At 65.3% G+C, this 18,034-nt stretch carries 12 protein-coding genes; 8 read left to right on the top strand and 4 right to left on the bottom strand.

The window, feature by feature from the left end; translation table 11 throughout:
* Window positions 1-2,014, bottom strand: a 2,014-nt coding sequence (locus ACXAF3_RS05035; RefSeq protein WP_475111198.1) for a DUF6531 domain-containing protein, incomplete at its 3' end; no start/stop codon positions are given.
* Between the two features lie 487 nt (window positions 2,015-2,501).
* Between ACXAF3_RS05035 and ACXAF3_RS05030 the strand changes: the two genes are divergently transcribed.
* The 7 genes from ACXAF3_RS05030 to ACXAF3_RS05000 all read left to right on the top strand — a co-directional run bounded on the left by ACXAF3_RS05030 (window position 2,502) and on the right by ACXAF3_RS05000 (window position 12,582).
* On the top strand, window positions 2,502-4,235 hold the full coding sequence (locus ACXAF3_RS05030; RefSeq protein ID WP_475111197.1) for an SLC13 family permease: 1,734 nt from the start codon (window positions 2,502-2,504) through the stop codon (window positions 4,233-4,235).
* A 146-nt stretch (window positions 4,236-4,381) separates the two neighbouring features.
* A complete protein-coding gene (locus ACXAF3_RS05025; protein WP_475111196.1) occupies window positions 4,382-4,720 on the top strand; it encodes a MarR family transcriptional regulator in 339 nt (112 codons plus the stop codon).
* A gap of 211 nt (window positions 4,721-4,931) precedes the next feature.
* Entirely contained in the window at window positions 4,932-5,846 is a 915-nt protein-coding gene (locus ACXAF3_RS05020; RefSeq protein WP_475111195.1) for a glycosyltransferase family protein, read from the top strand.
* Window positions 5,837-7,864 carry a capsular polysaccharide biosynthesis protein gene (locus ACXAF3_RS05015; protein ID WP_475111194.1) on the top strand — a complete coding sequence of 676 codons (2,028 nt, stop codon included), beginning with the start codon at window positions 5,837-5,839 and terminating at the stop codon, window positions 7,862-7,864. Before ACXAF3_RS05020 ends, ACXAF3_RS05015 begins: the two co-directional genes overlap by 10 nt.
* Window positions 7,865-7,965: 101 nt before the next feature.
* Window positions 7,966-9,003 (top strand): phytanoyl-CoA dioxygenase family protein, encoded by a 1,038-nt coding sequence (locus ACXAF3_RS05010; protein WP_475111193.1) that lies wholly within the window; start codon window positions 7,966-7,968, stop codon window positions 9,001-9,003.
* A gap of 455 nt (window positions 9,004-9,458) precedes the next feature.
* Window positions 9,459-10,616 (top strand): capsule biosynthesis protein, encoded by a 1,158-nt coding sequence (locus ACXAF3_RS05005; protein ID WP_475111192.1) that lies wholly within the window; start codon window positions 9,459-9,461, stop codon window positions 10,614-10,616.
* Window positions 10,617-10,860: 244 nt separating this feature from the next.
* Complete coding sequence (locus ACXAF3_RS05000; protein WP_475111191.1) at window positions 10,861-12,582, top strand: DEAD/DEAH box helicase; 1,722 nt, start codon at window positions 10,861-10,863, stop codon at window positions 12,580-12,582.
* 53 nt (window positions 12,583-12,635) lie between these two features.
* Here the strand turns inward: ACXAF3_RS05000 and ACXAF3_RS04995 are convergent, their stop codons facing one another.
* Window positions 12,636-13,175, bottom strand: a complete 540-nt coding sequence (locus ACXAF3_RS04995) for a cytochrome b (RefSeq protein WP_475111190.1) — start codon at window positions 13,173-13,175, stop codon at window positions 12,636-12,638.
* A 149-nt stretch (window positions 13,176-13,324) separates the two neighbouring features.
* Window positions 13,325-14,242 (bottom strand): LysR family transcriptional regulator, encoded by a 918-nt coding sequence (locus tag ACXAF3_RS04990; RefSeq protein WP_475111189.1) that lies wholly within the window; start codon window positions 14,240-14,242, stop codon window positions 13,325-13,327.
* 132 nt (window positions 14,243-14,374) lie between these two features.
* Here ACXAF3_RS04990 and metE point away from each other — a divergent pair, with 132 nt between their 5' ends.
* A complete protein-coding gene (gene metE / locus ACXAF3_RS04985; RefSeq protein ID WP_475111188.1) occupies window positions 14,375-16,609 on the top strand; it encodes a 5-methyltetrahydropteroyltriglutamate--homocysteine S-methyltransferase in 2,235 nt (744 codons plus the stop codon).
* A 76-nt stretch (window positions 16,610-16,685) separates the two neighbouring features.
* Here metE and pepQ read toward each other — a convergent pair whose 3' ends face one another.
* Window positions 16,686-17,996, bottom strand: a complete 1,311-nt coding sequence (gene pepQ, locus ACXAF3_RS04980; RefSeq protein ID WP_475111187.1) for a Xaa-Pro dipeptidase — start codon at window positions 17,994-17,996, stop codon at window positions 16,686-16,688.
* Window positions 17,997-18,034 lie beyond the last annotated feature (38 nt).

The raw sequence follows: 18,034 nt of genomic DNA, 5'->3' as shown, positions 1-18,034 counted from the left end.
TGTAGGTGGGCTGGCCGTCGATCGGGTCGCCCCACTGGCGCAGGCAGCGGGCGCCGGGGCCCTCGGCATCCCACTCGAAGTGGAAGCTGTAGCCGCTCTTCAGGGTGCGCTGCGCGATAACGTGTTTGTGGTAGCGGTAGCGCTCGCTGTGGCCGTCGGCGTCGGCGGCTTCGATCAGGTCGCCCTCGTCGCTGTACTGGTAGCGGGCGAGGGTGGTGATGCGGCCGTCGCGGGTCTCTTTCTTGAGTTCGCCGATGCGATTGCCCGCGGGCGTGATATGCAGGGCCTCGCCGAGGCTGCTCTCGACGCAGATCAGGCGGCCGTCGATATAGTGGAAGAGGTAGCCGTTGCCGTAGCCGTCGCGGATTTCCGCCAGGTCCAGGTATTCGGAGAAGGGATCGGCGGGCTTGAAGTGTTTCTGTACCCCGTTGGGCGCGCCGTAGGGGGCGATCACCCAGTGTTCGTCGCTGATGCGGGTCAGGCTGAGGCGCTCCACCACATTGTGGCTGCGGCCGCTGGCGCCGGGCACGGGCAGGGCGATGACGCGGCCCTCGGCGTCGTGGAAGTGCAGCGGCCTGTCCTTGCCGCGGTATTCGAGGCGCTCGCAGAGGGTGTGGGTCCAGCCGTGGCCCAGGCCGAAGTCTTTCGGGTTGCTGCTGCGGTAGGTGCGTGCCACCGTTAACGGCAGCGGGCCGTCCAGCACCGCGTCCACCAGGGTCAGGCGCTCTTCGCCGGTCTTCAGGTTGATGGGTTCTCCGCCCTCGCAGGCGTTGGCGTTGCACTGGGTGCTGGCGCCGTTCTGGTTGCTGCCCGTCTCGCTGTTGGTTTTGTCCGGTTCGGCGGGGCCGTCCGCTGCGGCCGGGCGCTGGGTGCCGCCGTCTGCACCCGCGTTGCCGGCGCCGGCGGATGTCGCAGCGCGCGGCGCCGGTTCGGCCGGTGCCGGGGCTGAAACCTCGACGGATTCCAGGTCGGAAAACTTGGCGCCCTGGGTCTGGGCGCCGCGGGTCTTGGCCAGAGCCAGGCGCTGCTTCTGGTTCTTGGCGAACTCGATCATCAGCTCGCCTATTCCCTTGAAGCGGCTGAGCAGGCGGGCGTTCTTGCCCATGTTGGCCACGGCGCCGACGCCGCCGGTGAAGGCCGCCAGCACTATGGTGAGGATGATTTCAAATACCCCGCCGCCGGCCAGTTCGGTGAGTTCCAGGCTGTGCTGGGCCTTGACATAGTCCTTGGCGAACTGGCGGATGGCGCCGCGCAGCGTGGGCTCGTCGTAGATCAGCTGCGCTATCTCGAAGGCCTGCTCCAGCTGCTCTACGGAGATCTTTGCCGGATCGAAGCCCAGCACATCGACGATTTCCTTGTGCACCTGGGACAGCTGCTCGCGGGCGGACTGCTCCAGGGGTTTGTCGTAGAGGGCGTAGTCGACCGCCGCCGAGGCCGCCGCACTGGCCTGGCGCGCGGGGCTGACCAGCGCCGCGACTTCGAGCACATCCTTGGTCCATACGGCCAGTTCCCAGGCGGCGTTGCCGAGGCCGGTGGCGCCGCGCTCGATATAGGCGCCGACCTTTTCCAGCGCGTTGCGCTGCTCGTGCACCTTCTGGATGCGCGCCGCCTCGGCCCGCTCCTCGGCGATAATCTGCTGCAGCCCCATGCGGATTTTCGGCAGCAGCAGGGACTGGCGCTCGGCCAGTTCGCTTTCGCCCGGCGGGTTTTCCTCGATGATCAGGCGGTTGTCGGCCAGTGCCAGGTAGATCTCCCTGTGGCGCTCGCTCAGGAAGGGGGGTGGGGCGGCGTAGGGGCTGAGCGGGGTGCGGTTCTCACAGCCGCCGGGCGCGAAGGGATCGTCGAGCCGATTGTCGAAGGCGAAAAACTGCTCGTAGATCTGCTCGAGCACTTCGTCGTCGAAACTCTCGAGCAATTGGTGCGCACTGAGGTTGTGGGGAATTTCGCCCTGGTGTGCCCAGCCCATTCTGACCCGGTAGCGAACACCCCGGCGATTCTCGACATTCAAATACATGGATAGTCCCTTAGCCTTTTTCCCATGCCGTCCTTGAGGCACAAAATTCTAAAGCAAGTGCAAATCGCGGCAAAGGCGGGGCTTGTGATGCGATGCAAAAAAATCTGCACGGGTTGGGGGGGGGAGAAAAATTTTTGGCGGTGGCTCGGAGCTTTCGCCAATTTATTTTGATTTTCGGCTTTTCGGTTCCGGGAGGGTCTTCGCCTGTCCGTCGGAGCCGGCCCGGTTGCCCGGCTTCGGGCTGCGCTTGAAGTTCCAATATTTCTAACTGGTATCCGGGGCTCCGGGTGTGTCGTCGCTGGTGTTGGATCGGGAGCGGTTGTCTGTCGAACGTCGCCTTGGGTGATAGCCCAATCGCGGCCGTGGGCCGCTCCTACATCTGCGGGGGCGGGGGCATATGCGCTCGAGATTTGGCATAATTCGCTATCTCCAAAGGCTTGTATAAAAAACACACCGACTCCGGTGACCAGAGCGGCGCCCCGACCCTATGACCCTTTCCCAGATAGTTGTTGCCGGTATCTTCCTGCTGGTTATCGCCGCGCTGATTGGCACCCGCATGCGCCCGTCTCTGGTGTTCGCCTCCGGCGCGGCGGTTTGCTTCCTCACCGGGTTGGTGCCGGCGGAATCGGTGCTGCAGAAGGCGGTCAACCCGGGTCTGGTGACGCTGATTCTGCTGATGCTGGTTTCCGTGGGGCTGGAGAAGGCCCGCTGGCTGCGGGCGATTTCCGACGGCCTGATCAACGGCTCCCTGAAGGGCAGCCTGCTGCGCCTGACCGGGGCCACGGCGCTGACCTCCGCCTTTCTGAACAACACCGCGGTGGTGGCGGCGCTGGCTTCCAGTGTGAAGGCGCAGCGGCGCTACCCGGCGGCGAAGCTGCTGCTGCCGCTCTCCTACGCCGCCATTCTGGGCGGCACCATGACCCTGATCGGCACTTCCACCAACCTGATCGTGAACAGCTTTGTGCTGGACCGGGGGCTGCCGGGGCTGGATTTCTTCGCCTTCTTTCCCATCGGGGTCGCGGCGGCGCTGGTGGGGCTGGCGGTGCTGTTTCTGTGCAACCGCCTGCTGCCGGACAAGGCGGTCAGCGAGGAGCCGGTGACCGAGTACCTGCTGGAGGCGGAGGTGGTGGCGGACTCGCCGCTGGACGGCAGGACGGTGGAGGAGAACCGCCTGCGCCAGTTGGAAACCCTCTACCTGATCGAGATAGTGCGGCGCGGCCAGGTGATCAGCCCGGTATCGCCGACGGAGGTGATCCGCTCCGGCGACAAGCTGATCTTCAGCGGCGATGTGCGCGATCTGGGGCGGCTGCAGGATATCGAGGGGCTGCGCCTGTTCGCGCTGGAAGACGAGGCCCTGGCCCCGGACCTGACCGAGGTGGTGATCACACCCACCTCCAGCCTGATCGGCCAGAGCCTAAAGGGGGCCAAGTTCCGCACCCGCTTCGATGCGGCGGTGGTGGCCATGCGCCGCGGCGGTGACCGCCTCTCCGGCAAGTTGGGCGAAATCGAGCTGCAGGCGGGGGACGCGCTGCTGCTGGCGGTGGGGCCGGACTTCAAGCACCACCTGAATATCTCCAAGAACTTCTATGTGATCAGCGGCAGCGAGGTGCAGCGCCAGCTGCCGCGGCGCGACAACTGGCTGCTGGGCTTCGGTTTTGCCGCCGTGGTGGCCGGGGCCGCGCTGGGGTATTTCTCACTGCTGAAGGGGCTGGTGATACTGCTCGGCGGCATGATCGCTCTGGGCATCGTATCCACCAGCGAGCTGCAGCGCCGCTTCCCGTTCCAGATCTGGATCATTATCGCCAGCGCGCTGGTGCTGGCGGAGGGGCTGTCCGGCTCCGGCCTGGCGGATTCCCTGGCGCTGGGGATGCGCACCGCGCTGCAGGGCGCCGGGCCCTTCGTGGCCCTGGTCGGTATCTTCCTGCTGACCTTGGCGCTGACCGAACTGATGACCAACAACGCCGCCGCCGCGCTGGCCTTTCCGCTGGCCTGGAGCCTGGCGGAGAGCTTCGGCGTAAGCTGGATGCCGTTCGTGATGGCGGTGGCCTACGGGGCCAGCGCCAGCTTCCTGACGCCATTCGGCTACCAGACCAACCTGATGGTGCAGAACCTGGGCGGTTACCATTTGCGCGACTTCGTGCGCGCGGGCCTGCCGCTGACGATTGCCTATTCGGTTACGGTGCTGGTGTTGTTGCCGGTCGTGTTTCCGTTTTACGCCTGACGCTTGCAGACGCCGGCTTCCGCAGCGGACAAGACTGTCTCGGATTTCTGGTCACGGATTCCAGGTTGCTGGTTGGATTAATATTGTAGCCATATGGCCACAGATTGTGGCAATATGGCTACAGTCTGCAGCCTTGGAGTCACCCCATGAATCCCGCACTCGAAGCCCTGTTCGGCAGCAGGTCCGCGGCGCAGGCTCTGTTGTTCCTGCAGAACTATGGCGAGGGCCACGCCCGCCGGATTGCAGATACATTCGGTGTATCCCACATGGCCATCCAGCGGCAGCTGAAGCGCCTGGAAGCCGAGGGTATTCTGGTGAGCCGGGTGGTAGGCCGGACGAGGGTGTTCACCTGGAACCCGCGCAGCGCTACCGTAAAGAACTTACGCAGATTTCTCGAGGCCGAGCTGGAGCGCCTGCCTGACGAGGTGATCCAGCAATACTTCCGGCAGCGCCAGAGACCGCGCCGTACCGGTAAGGCCCTATAGCCCATGACGATCACGGCGAGCACTTCGGCGGCAGAGATAAAAGCCACTTTGTCTGGTGGCGGCGCTGTCAGTATTTACTCTGATAACCAGTACAAGTCCAAGGATCTGGATTTCGTTACTTCAGAGCGGCGATATCGACAAATTGCGCAAACAGGCGGGCCAGTAATTGCGATTGAGTGATAAAGCCGGGCGGGGGCAGGCTGCTTTGGTGGTGAGTAAGCAGTATTTTATTGTAGAGGAGGGCGCAAACCCCTCCACCGACTATTTCGTGATGCCCTTCCTGCGGGAACAGGGTGTCGACGCCGTGCGCTGTTCCTTTGCCCAGATACCACCCGCGGAGCAGCTGGACGGCGCCACGCTGGTTTTCGTGCGCTATATCCCCGCCAGCTGGCGCGCGCTGGTGGAGCGCTGCCGGGGCAGGATAGCCGCCGTCTGCTTCTTTATGGACGACGACCTGTTCGACTGGCGCGCCTTCGCGACCATGCCGCTGCGCTACCAGCAGAAGATACTGCGCCTCAGCTGGTCGAAACAAAAATGGCTGAAATCCATCGGCGCGCAACTGCTGGTCTCGACCCCCTATCTGCAGCGGAAATACGCCGACTGGCGGCCGCAGCTGCTGGCGCCGCGACCGCTGCGGCCGGATGAATCGCCGCTACTGACCGTCTTCTATCACGGTTCCGCCTCCCACGGCGCCGACCTGCGCTGGCTGCGCCCGGTGATCGCGGAGGTATTGACGCGCGACGAGCGGCTGGCCTTCGAGGTGATCGGCGACGCTTCTGTAAATCGCCTGTTCAGGGGAATTCCGCGCGTGCAGGTGCTGCATCCGATGAAGTGGCCCAGCTACCAAGCGCTGCTGCGCCGCCCGGACCGCAGTATCGGCCTGGCGCCACTGCTCAACTCGCGCTTCAACCGCGCCCGCTCCCACACCAAGTTTTTCGATATCACCGCCGCCGGCGCTGTCGGTGTCTACGCCGAGGGCCCGGTGTACGGCGCTATCGTCGAACACGACGAGAACGGCCTGCTGGTGCCGATGGAGAAAAAAGCCTGGATCGATGCGATTCTGCGCCTGGCCGGCGACGGCGCTCTGCGCGCCCGTCTGCTCGAGGGGGCCCGCGCGTGTCTGTAGCCGGCAGGCGCGCGATCGGCTACTGCGCGCCGGGGCTGCGCCGCCTCCGCACCCTCGAGCGGCTGCTGGAAGCGCCGTGCCGCTACTTCGTGCAGAGCCCGGGCAGGGAGATTACCCATATCGCCGGTTGGGGGCGCAAGCCCAGCGCGGACAGGGCGCGCCGTATCGCGGCGGCCCGGGGGCTGCCCTATATCGCGATCGAGGACGGCTTCCTGCGCTCCCTCGGCCTGGGCGTCGAGGGGGCGTCGCCGCACAGCCTGGCGGTGGACTATTCCGGTATCTACTACGACGCGACGCGCCCCAGCGATCTGGAAACACTGATCGCCGCGGCGCCTTTCGATGAGGCCGAACTGGCGCGCGCGCGCCGCTGTAGGGCGCTGCTGAGAAAACACCGGCTGTCGAAATACAACTGCGCAGCGGACAGGCCGATCACCTGGCCGGACGCCCGGCCGCGGGTGCTGGTGGTGGACCAGACCCTCGGCGACGCCTCGGTGACCTACGGCTGCGCCGACGCGCAGCGGTTTGCCGCTATGCTCGACAGCGCCATCGCGGAAAACCCCGGCGCCGAGGTGTGCGTGAAGATCCACCCGGATGTGATTGCGGGCAAGAAGCGCGGCTACCTGCTGGAAAAGGCGCGGCAGTTGGGCTGCCGGATTCTCGCCGAGGATATTTCTCCCTGGGCGCTGCTGGAGGCGGTGGAGCAAGTCTATGTGGTTACCAGCCAGTTCGGCTTCGACGCGCTGCTGGCGGGCAGGGCGGTGCACTGTTTCGGGCTGCCCTTCTACGCCGGCTGGGGGCTGACCCAAGACCGGCTGAGCTGTGAACGCCGCGGCCTGAAGCGCTCCCTGGAACAGCTGTTCGCCGCCGCCTACCTGCGCTACTGCCGGTACGTCAATCCCTACACCGGCGAGCGCTGTGAGCTGGAAGACAGCATCGACCTGATCGCGGAGCAGAAGCGCCAGCGGGAGCGGCTGGCGGGCCGCTGGATCGCGGTGGGCTTCTCCCCCTGGAAGCGCCGCTTCGTACCGGAATTTCTCGGGCGGCCCGGGGGCCTGCGCTTTGCCGCGCTGCGGGAAAACAGCCTGCGCAGGGCCGATCCGACGGCGCGGGTGCTGGCCTGGGCCAGCGGCCTTCCCGAGTCTTTTGCCGACGCCTGCGGCCGGGCGGGGTTGCCGCTGTGGCGCATGGAGGACGGCTTCCTGCGCTCCGTCGGCCTGGGCGCGGACCTGGTGCGGCCGCTGTCGCTGGTGCTGGATTCCCGCGGTATCTATTACGACGCCGGTGCGCCCAGCGACCTGGAGGTGATTCTCGGCGAAACCCGTTTCGACGAGGCGCTGCTGGCGCGGGCGCGCAGGCTGCGGGAGCGGCTGGTGCGGCTGCGGCTGAGCAAATACAACGTCGGCGGCACAGCCCTGCAGTTGCCCGAAGCGGCCGCCGGCAGGCGTGTGATTCTGGTGCCGGGGCAGGTGGAGACGGATGCATCCATCGCAACGGGTTCGCCGGCGATCAAGACCAATCTGGATCTGCTGCGCGCGGTGCGCCGGGAAAACCCGGGGGCGTTTGTTGTCTACAAACCGCACCCGGATGTGGCCGAGGGGGCGCGCCTCGGCGCGCTCGGCGGGGAGGGCGCGGGCCTGTTCGACCTGCAGGTGACGGATATTGCGCTACCGGTACTGCTGGAGCAGGTGGACGAGGTGCACACCCTCTGCTCCCTGGCCGGCTTCGAGGCGCTGCTGCGCGGCGTAGCGGTAACGACCTACGGATTGCCTTTTTACGCCGGCTGGGGGCTGACCGAGGACCGGCTGGTCTGCCCGCGCCGCAAGCGCCGGCTGAGCCTGGATCAGTTGGTGGCCGGGGTTTTGATTCTGTATCCGCTCTATATAGATCCGTACAGCGGCGACCATGTGAATGTGGAGACGGCGGTGCAGTTGCTGGCCGATGCGCGCGACAGGCGGCGCAGACCCGGCCTGGGGACCAGGCTCTACCGGTTGCTTCGCAACCGCTTCCTGCAAAAATAGGAATGGTGTCTGCAGGAGCGGCCAACGGCCGCTGCTGCAGTTTTTGTTGCGCCCGCCGATAGGAATACAGAGTGACGGAAATGGCGAAGCGGTTTATTCGAGTGCTTTGGAAGTGGCCTCAGTGGCTATTTGAGTTGTTCTCCTGGGGCAAGAGCTTCAATAACAACCCGATCATCGGCAGCTACTGGCTGAACCTGTGCGGCCTGCACGTGGCGCGGGTGGTGCTGGCGCAGCTGCTGTTCCGCTTCCGCCTGCTGCTGCTGGCGCCGCTGGTGCCGGCCGCGGACAGGCGCGACTTCCTGAAGAACGGCTATATCCTGAAGGAAAATTTCCTGCCGCAGGCGCAGTTCCGGCGCCTGCGCGAGGAGCTGCAGCGCTATCGGGGGGAGGTGCGCGAATTCGTCGAGGGCACGACCCTGACCCAGCGTGCCTTTATGGTGCGGGAGGAGCGGGAGAAGCTGCCGGCGCTGCAGGCGTTTGCGGAAAACCCGCAGCTGGACCGGCTGATGCGCTACTGCTCGTCCAAGAACCGGCCGCCGCTGTTTCATATCGAGAATCTGTGCAACCACGCCAATGTCACCCCGCGCCCGGACCCGCAGCGGGATATGCATGCGGATACCTTCCACCCCTGCGTAAAGGGCTGGCTGTACATAGATGCGGTGGATGACAGCAACGGCCCCTATATCTATGTGCCGGGCTCCCACCGGCTCAGCTGGCGGCGCCTGAAGTGGGAGTACCGCCAGAGCCTGGAGGCCTGCAAGCGGGGCGCGGCGCGGGCGCCGGGGCGCTACTGGGACGGCTCCTTCCGGGTATCGGAACAGGCGCTGGAGGAAATGGGCTTTGCCCCGCGCAAGTTCTGCGTGCCCGCGAACACGCTGCTGATCGGCAATGTCTACGGTTTTCACCGCCGCGGCGAGGCTCTGGAGGCCTCCAACCGCATGACGGTGTGGATGCAGGCGCGGGACAATCCCTTCAACCCGCTGTTCACCCTCTGGCCGCAATCCACCGCGCGCGCCTTCGAGTGGGTCTGGGGCAGGGTGCTGCGGCGCCTGGATGCGGGCAAGCTGGCCAGCGGTGAGCAGCGCAGCTATGTCGGGCGCTTCAGCCGCCTATCTGCGGAGACGGCGCGCCCGGGATAGCTGCGCTATTACGCCCCATCACAGGCGGGCGACAGCGACCGTCAGAGCCGGTAAACTGCGCTCCTCCGCCGGCCATTCCCGGCCGGTTTCGGAGTTTCTGGACGAATCAACTAACCCACAGCGACTAGCAGGCGCTGGAAAAGCATTTTTTAGCAGTCTGCTAGCCCGAGCACGGATGTTCGGGCCGCAGATCAAGCACCTAAGTGCTTGATCTGTCGTGGAGGGTTTGCGAACACGCGCCGCAAACCCGGGCCGATAAGGCCAGGAATGGCCTTTTCGGCAGCCTGCTAGTTGGGCACAGCGAAGTGCCGCTTTGTAACAGTAATAACTAAACGGTGTGCCGCGGGGTCAAGGGCCTGGGGTTGGGGGATTGAATGTCTTCGGTTGTGTTTCTACAGGGGCCACTGGGACCCTTCTTCGCCAGTCTCGCCCGGCGCCTGTCCCGGCGCGGGGTTGTGACCCACAAGATTAATTTCAACGGCGGCGACCGCCTCTACGCCTGGGCCGATCGGCAGCTCGACTACTGCGGGTGCGCGGAGGACTGGCCGGCTTTTTTTCGCGACTACCTGGAAAAGCACCAGATCGACGCCGTCTTTGTCTACGGCGACTGCCGCCTGTACCACCGCGCCGCGCGGCAGGTTTGCGAACAGCTGGGCGTGCCCTTTGGCGTATTCGAGGAGGGCTACCTGCGCCCGGACTTCGTCACTTTCGAGTGGGGCGGCGTCAATGCATTTTCCGGTACCGATTGGTCCCGCGAGGCGATCGACCGGCACGAGCCGGCGCCGCCGGTCGCGGCGCCGCGTGTGGGGCAGACCTTCTGGCAGCGCGCGCGCTTTGCCAGCCTCTACTATGTGGCGGCCCGCCTGGCCAGGTCCCGTTTCCCCCACTACCGCCACCACCGTCCGCGGGACTGGAAGCGGGAGACGCTCTGCTGGCTGACGAGCTTCTACCGCAAGGGCCTGTACCGGTTGACCCAGCGCACTACGGTGAAGCGCCTGCTGAAGGAGCATTCGCAGCGCTACTTCCTCTACCCGTTGCAGACCGCCGATGATTTCCAGGTGCGCCTGCACTCGGACTTTATTTCCATTGAGCACTCCATCGATCAGGTTATCGCCTCCTTCGCCGCCAACGCGGCGGCGGACGAGCTGCTGGTGATCAAACACCACCCGATGGACCGGGGCTTCTGCCATTACGGCGCGCTGATCGGTGCGCTGGCGGCGCAGCGGGGCATTTCCGGACGGGTGCTCTACTGCCACGATCTGCACCTGCCGACGCTGCTCGACCACGCCAAGGGGGTAGTCACCATTAACAGCACCGTCGGTATCTCCGCACTGCTGCACGAGGTGCCGACCAAGGTGCTGGGGCGGGCCCTCTACGATATGCCCGGGTTGACACACCAGGGGGATCTGGCCAGCTTCTGGCGCCGGCCGCAGGCGGTGGATGCGGCGCTGTTCCGCCGCTTCCGCAGCTACCTCTACGACCACACGCAACTGGACGGCAGCTTCTACCGGGGGATCGGGCGTACCGCCGAGGCCGCCTGCCTGCGGCTGTCGCGCAAGCTGGCGCTGCCCGCCGGCGCTGATCAAAAAATACGCTGTCGAAACCGGGCCTAACCTGTTAGACTGCGCGGCCTTTTGTCCCCCGCCGCCAACTGGCCCCTGAGTGGGACAAGAGCCTAATTGGGTAACAGACCTCCTCGCCACGGGTCCCTGTACTGCGTTGAATAAGCTTGAGATAGCGGGTGCTATTGCTGGGCTTTCTCGCCTGCCCAGCAATGTGTGGCTGTGAGCTATGGTTACCCGGTCGGGTCCATGGCCCGCGCCTGGCTCCCCTTTGTAGTTTCAAGTGAATTCCGAAATGACCGATACCTCCAATCCCGCCGGCTTTGACCAGCTGGGTCTGCCGTCCGAAATCCTGTCCGCGATCGAAAAACTGGGCTACGAGACGCCGTCGCCGATCCAGGCGCAGACGATTCCGTCCCTGCTCGAGGGCCGCGACGTGCTGGGTCAGGCGCAGACCGGCACCGGCAAGACCGCCGCCTTCGCGCTGCCGCTGCTGGCGCAGCTGGACCTGAAAGACCGCCGCCCGCAGGCGCTGGTGCTGGCGCCGACCCGCGAACTGGCGATCCAGGTGGCCGAGGCCTGCCAGTCCTATGCCGCCAACCTGAAGGGCTTCCACGTCGCGCCCATCTACGGCGGCGCCGACTACCGCGGCCAGATGCAGCAGCTGAAGCGCGGCGTGCAGCTGGTGGTGGGCACCCCCGGGCGGGTCATGGACCATATGCGCCGCGGCTCCCTGGACCTGTCCAACCTGAAGACGCTGGTGCTGGACGAGGCCGACGAGATGCTGCGCATGGGCTTTATCGACGATGTGCAGTGGGTGCTGGAACAGATTCCCGAGGAGCGCCAGATAGCGCTCTTCTCCGCCACCATGCCGAAGGAGATCGCGCGCATCGCCCGCGAGCATCTGCGCGAGCCGGTGGAGGTCAAGATCCACGTCAAGCAGGAGACCGCCGAGACCATCCGCCAGCGCTACTGGCCTGTGGGCGGCCTGCACAAGCTGGATGCGCTGACCCGCATCCTCGAGGCGGAGCCGGTGGACGCGACCATTATCTTCGTGCGCACCAAGAACAGCACCGTGGAGCTGGCGGACAAGCTGGCCGCGCGGGGCTTCGCCGTTGCTGCGCTGAACGGCGATATGGCGCAGAACCTGCGCGAGGCGGTGATCGACAAGCTGAAGAAGGGCGCGCTGGATATCGTCGTCGCCACCGACGTGGCCGCGCGCGGCCTGGATGTGAAGCGCATCAGCCACGTGATCAACTACGACATCCCCTACGACACCGAGGCCTATATCCACCGCATCGGCCGCACCGGCCGCGCCGGGCGCGAGGGGGATGCGATCCTGTTCGTCGCCCCGCGGGAACGGCGCATGCTGCGCATTATCGAGAAGGCCACCAAGAAGCCGATCGAGCAGCTGGCGCTGCCCAGTGCGGCCCAGGTCAACAGCGCGCGCATGCAGCGCTTCCGCGAGCGCATCACCGGCACCCTGGAAGGCCAGACGGATCTGGCCCCCTACCGCCAGCTGGTGGAGGAGTACCTGGCGCAGAACGACGCGGATCCGCTGGACGTGGCCGCGGCCCTCGCCGCGATGGCCCAGGGCGACCAGCCGCTGCTGGTCAAGGAAGTGGAGCAGAAACCGCGCCGGGAGCGCCGCGAGCGGGAGGAGGAATTCGAGGGCCGCGGGCGCAAGAAGGGCGGTTACGAGAAGGACCGGAAGATGCCGCCGCCGGACGAGGGCCTGGAGCGTTTCCGCATCGAAGTGGGTCGCGAGCACGGCGTGCGCCCGGGCAATATCGTCGGCGCCATCGCCAACGAGGTGGATCTGGAAAGCTCCTATATCGGCCGCATCGAGATCTACCCGGAGTACACCACCGTGGATCTGCCTGAAGGTATGCCGAAGGAAATATTCCAGCACCTGAAGCAGGTGCGGGTCTCCGGCAGACCGATGAAAATTTCCCGACTGGCCGAGAGCGGCGGCAAGCCGCGCGGCAAACCGAAGGCGCGCAAGCCGAAACGCTAAGCGCGCCGGAGAGATCAATCGCGGCCCATGGCCGCGATCGATGCCGGAAGAAACTACCGCTGCGGCAGCATCCTTGTGAGCGTATTGTCCTTCTGCACAAAGTGGTGCCAAAGCGCCGCCGCAATGTGCAGGCCCACCAGCACCAGCAGTGCCGGCCACAAAACTTCCTTGTGCAGGAAGGCGATCTGTTTGCCCAGGTCGGGGTTTTCGGTAAACAACCTCGGCAGCGCAAAGAGGCCGAAAAATTCCGTATCGCGTCCGAACAGCTGCCGCATGGTGATGCCGGAAACAGGCATCGCCAGCAGTATCAGGTAGAGGGCGCCGTGGGTCAGTTTCGACAGTGTCCGCTGCCAACCCGGCCCCTCGGCCTGCGGCCGCTTGTGGCGGGCGCGCCAGTAGAGGCGCACGGTCAGCAACAGCAGAACGCTGATGCCGAGGGAGAAGTGCAGGCGCACCAGCCAGCCGCGCATCGGGTCCTCGCGGTCGTAGAACTCGTGTAGCTCCACCGCCCCCCAGACGCCGATTAATAAAATCACGAACAGCCAGTGCAGGCCCTTGCTGACCGGGTGCCAGCGTTCAACTCGGTCGGTCATGAAAAATCTCCTTACAAAAACTGCGGTCTATCATAGCGCTATTTCGCGCGCGAAGGGAAAGAGGGCGGCTTAGGAATTCTTTACCTTGTGCCCGGGCCTGGAAAACGCCGGATATCCCTGCTCGGCCCGGTTGCCGGAAAATACTTTTTCTAAACCGCGCGAATCCCCTTCAGGTTGGCGAAGCAGGTATCCCGCGCCGTCTGCAGAAAATCCTCCACATAGGCCTGCGCCAGCATCTCCTCGCGCACGGCGGCGTAGAGGGTGCTCCACAGGCCCTTCTCCCCCAGGCGCAGCTGCGCGACAAATCCCTTCTGCAGATATTCATGCAGCGCCCAGTTCGGCAGCGCGCAGACGCCGCGGCCGCTGGCCGCCAGCTGCACCATCATCACCGTCAGCTCGGCGGTGCGTACGGCCGCCGGCTCGACACCGGCCGGGTCGAGGAAGTGCTGGAAGATATCCAGCCGCTCGCGCTCGACCGGGTAGGTGATCTGCACCTCGCCGGCCAGATCCTCCGGCGCCACCCAGCGTCGCTCGGCCAACGCGTGTTTGCGGCTGATGGCCAGCACCATCTCGAAGCCGAACAGCGGCTGGTAGTGGATGCCTTTCAGTTCCGGATCCGGATTGGAGGTGACCACCAGATCCAGGTCGCCGCGCACCAGCGCCGGCAGCGGCGCGAAGTGGAAGCCGCTGGACAGATCCAGCTCCACCTCCGGCCAGTCGTCCCGGTACTTGTCCAGGGTCGGCATCAGCCACTGGTAACAGCTGTGGCACTCGATGGCGATATTCAGCCGCCCGGCCTGCCCCGAGGCCAGCCGCGCCAGGTCCCGCTGCGCGACCGCGACGCGCGGCAGCACCTCGTCCGCCAGCGCCAGCAGGCGCAGGCCGGCGCTGGTAAAGCGCAGCGGGCGCGACTTGCGCACGAACAGCGGCTGGCCGAAGCGGTCCTCCATCTCGCGGAACAGGTGGGACAGGGCCGACTGGGTCAGGTGCAGCCGCTCGGCGGCGCGCACCATGCTGCCGGTCTCCCGCAATATCGTCAGCGCCCTTAGATGCCGCAATTCAATCATCTTTAGAAATATTCATGTTTCAGGCAAAAAATATGAAATTGATTGAATAACAGAGGGCCCGCAGAATCAACCCCGATTTCGGATTCCACCCCTGGAGGTGGGCGAACAAAAAAATGCATTGGGGAATTACAGATGGCACAGACACATATCCTCGGCTATCCGCGCATAGGCGCGAGGCGGGAACTGAAAAGGGCTCAGGAGGCCTACTGGCGCGGGGATATCTCGCAGCGCGAACTGCTGGCCGCGGGGGCCGAAATCCGCCGCGGCAACTGGCAGGCGCAGAAGGAGGCCGGCCTGGACCTGGTGACCGTCGGCGACTTCGCCTGGTACGACCAGGTGCTGAACCACACACTGATGTTCGGCGCGATACCGCCGCGCTTTGCCGAGGGTGCGGCGGACAACAAACTGGACCAGTACTTCCGCCTCGCCCGCGGCCGCGCACCGTCCGGAGAACCGGTGGCGGCCAGCGCTATGACCAAGTGGTTCGATACCAACTACCACTACTTGGTGCCGGAGTTCGCCGCCGAGCAGGAGTTCGAGCTGGACAGCGGCTGGCTGCTCGACGAGGTGCGTGAGGCGCAGTCCCTGGGGCACAGAGTCAAGCCGGTGGTCATAGGTCCGCTCACCTATCTGTGGCTCGGCCGCGCCGAGGGGGAGGCACTGGATCTGCTGCCGCAGCTGCTGCCCTGTTACGAACTGCTGCTGCAACAACTGGCGGATGTCGGCGCCGAGTGGGTGCAGATAGACGAGCCGATACTCGGCCTGGACCTGCCGGCGCAATGGCGCGATGCCTTCGCCCCCGCCTACCGGAAACTGGATACCGCGGCGCCGGCCCTGAAGCTGCTGCTGGCCTGCTATTTCTCCCCGCTGCGGGAAAATCTGCCGCTGGTGTTCGGCCTGCCGGTGGACGGAGTGCATATCGACTGCGTGCGCGCGCCCGAGGAGCTGCCCGCGGCCGCGGCGGCGCTGGGGGAGGGACAGGTGCTTTCCGCCGGTGTGCTGAACGGCCGCAACGTCTGGCGCGCCGACCTGGCCCGCTGGCAGCGCGCACTGAAGCCGCTGGCGGAAAAACTGGGCCAGCGCCTGTGGCTGTCCGCCAGCTGTTCGCTGTTGCACTGCCCGGTGGACCTGGACACCGAGACACAGCTGCCGGCGGAGCAGCTGGACAAACTCGCCTACAGCCGTCAGAAGCTGGACGAGCTGGAGCAGCTGCGAGCCCTGTTACAACAGGATCTGGTCGAGGAAACTTTCGCGGACGCAGCGGCGAAGGCGGCGACTTCCGTCGCCGAGGAGCTGCGAGACACCTGGAGGCCGCAGTCCTACGCCGAGCGCGCGCCGCTGCAGGCCGAGCGCTGGCAGCTGCCGCTGCTGCCGACCACGACCATCGGTTCCTTCCCGCAGACGGACCTGCTGCGCCAGGTGCGCAGGCAGTTCAAAAATGGCGAGATTTCCGCGCGGGACTACCGCGACCATCTGCGCGCGGAAATCGCCGAGGCGATTCGCCGCCAGGAAATTCTCGGCCTGGACGTGCTGGTGCACGGCGAGGCGGAGCGCAACGATATGGTCGAGTATTTCGGCGAGCAGCTGGACGGATTCGTGCACACCGGCAACGGCTGGGTGCAGAGTTACGGCTCCCGCTGTGTGAAGCCGCCGATCATCTTCGGCGATATCTCGCGGCCCAGGCCTATGACGGTCGAGTGGAGCCGCTACGCCCAGAGCCTGACCAAGAAACCGGTTAAGGGCATGCTCACAGGCCCGGTCACGATTCTGAACTGGTCCTTCCCGCGCGAGGATATTCCCAGGGCCGAGAGCTGCCTGCAGATCGCCAAGGCGTTGCGCCAGGAGGTGCTGGACCTGGAGGCGGCCGGTATCGGCATTATCCAGATAGACGAGCCGGCCCTGCGCGAGGGCGTGCCACTGCGCGAGTCGGAGCACAAAGCCTATTTCGACTGGGCCGTGGCCTGCTTCCGCTATACGTGCAGTCGAGTGCAGCCGCAGACCCAGATCCACACCCATATGTGCTACAGCAACTTCAACGCGATCATGGATGCGATTGTCGCGCTGGATGCGGATGTCATCACGATAGAGTCCGCGCGCTCGGACCTGCAGTTGCTGCGCGCCTTCGCCGGAAAATGCGGCGGCTACCCGAACGAGATAGGCCCGGGTATCTACGATATCCACTCGCCCAATGTGCCGGCGCGGGAGGAGCTGGTGGCGCGGTTGAAGAAGATCGCCGAGGTGATTCCGCTGGAAAAACTCTGGGTGAATCCGGACTGCGGTCTGAAGACCCGCAGCTGGGCCGAGGTGGGTTCGTCGCTGCTGAATATGGTGGAGGCGGCGCGGGCGGTGCGGGCGGAACTGGCCTGATTGGCATCGATCCCGAATGGGGTTGTTTTTCTCGTTTGTAGGAGCGGCCCATGGCCGCTCCTACTGTGGAGCCGTTTTACTGTGCGTAGCAGTCCCGCGTCATATTCTCCACGCGGTCCGCGTGCACTATGACATTGTCCTCGATGCGCACGCCGCCGAACGGACGCAGTGCGTCCACCTTGTCCCAGTGCACTTCTCCCGCCAGCGCCGAGTCTTTCAGTTCCGCCAGCAGGCTGTCGATAAAGTAGAGCCCCGGCTCTATGGTGAATACCTGGTTGGCCTCTATGGTGCGCGTGGTGCGCAGGAAGGGGTATTTTTCCGGCGGCGGTGTCGTGCCGCCCTCGGGCGCTGTCTGGTGGCCGCCGACGTCGTGCACCTGCAGGCCGAGGAAGTGGCCCAGACCGTGGGGCATAAAGGTGCCGGTCAGGCCGGATTCCACTGCGCTCTCCGCCGAGGTCTTGATCAGGCCGAACCGGCTCAGCAGTTGGCCCACCTTCAGGTGGCATTCGCGGTGCAGCTCCGGGTAGGGCAGGCCGGGTTTCAGGCCGGCCACCAGCTCCCGCTCCTTTTCATCCATGGCCGCCACCAGCTCGGCGAATTCGCCGTCGCTATAGGCGTAGGTGCGGGTGATGTCGGCGCAGTAGCCGTTGCAGTCGGCGCCGGCGTCGATCAGGAAGGTCTTCAGCTCGGCTTGCGGCAGGCGCTCGCCCGACAGATGGGTGTAGTGCAGTATCGCCGCGTGCTCGTTCAGCGCGACGATATTGCCGTAGGGCATGCGGTTCTCGCCCTGGCCGGCGGCCTGCAGGTAGGCGAGGTTGATCTCGAACTCGCTGGCACCGCTGCGGAAGGCGGCCTCCGCGGCGCGGTGGGCCTTGACCGCGATGCGGTTGGCCTCGCGCAGGCAGGCGAATTCGTAGGGGGTCTTGTAGGCGCGCGCCCAGTGCAGCCGCGCCAGCAGCGCCTCCGGGTTGGGGGTGCCTATGGGCCAGCCGTCCAGGCCGGCCGTTTCGCCGAGGAAGGCCGCCCCTTCGGCGCTCAGGAATGCCTTGGCGTCCGCCGGCTTGGCCAGCAGCTCTATGTCGTAGTGATCGCTCCAGAAGGTCTGGGGTGTCGGCGGCACATAGTGCCAGAAGTCCACCGGGCGGTAGAACAGCAGCTTCGGCTTCTGCCCGCGGCGGTAGATGACCCAGCTGTGGGGGTTGTCGGTGACCGGCACCAGGGCCTTGAACTGGGGGTTGGCCTTGAAGGGGTAGTAGTTGTCGTCCAGGAACTGGACCTTGGGCGCGCCGCTGAATACGTTCAGGGTGTCGAAGCCGCACTGCTCCAGTATCTCGTCGTAGCGGCTGCGCAGGGTGGCGATATGCTCGGCGTAGAGATTCTTGTCCATGTTTTCCCCAGATGGATGAACGGGTATGTGAATCGGCG

The organism is Microbulbifer sp. ABF4_143, from assembly GCF_056160225.1.
This window is presented reverse-complemented; position numbering and strand designations above follow the sequence as displayed.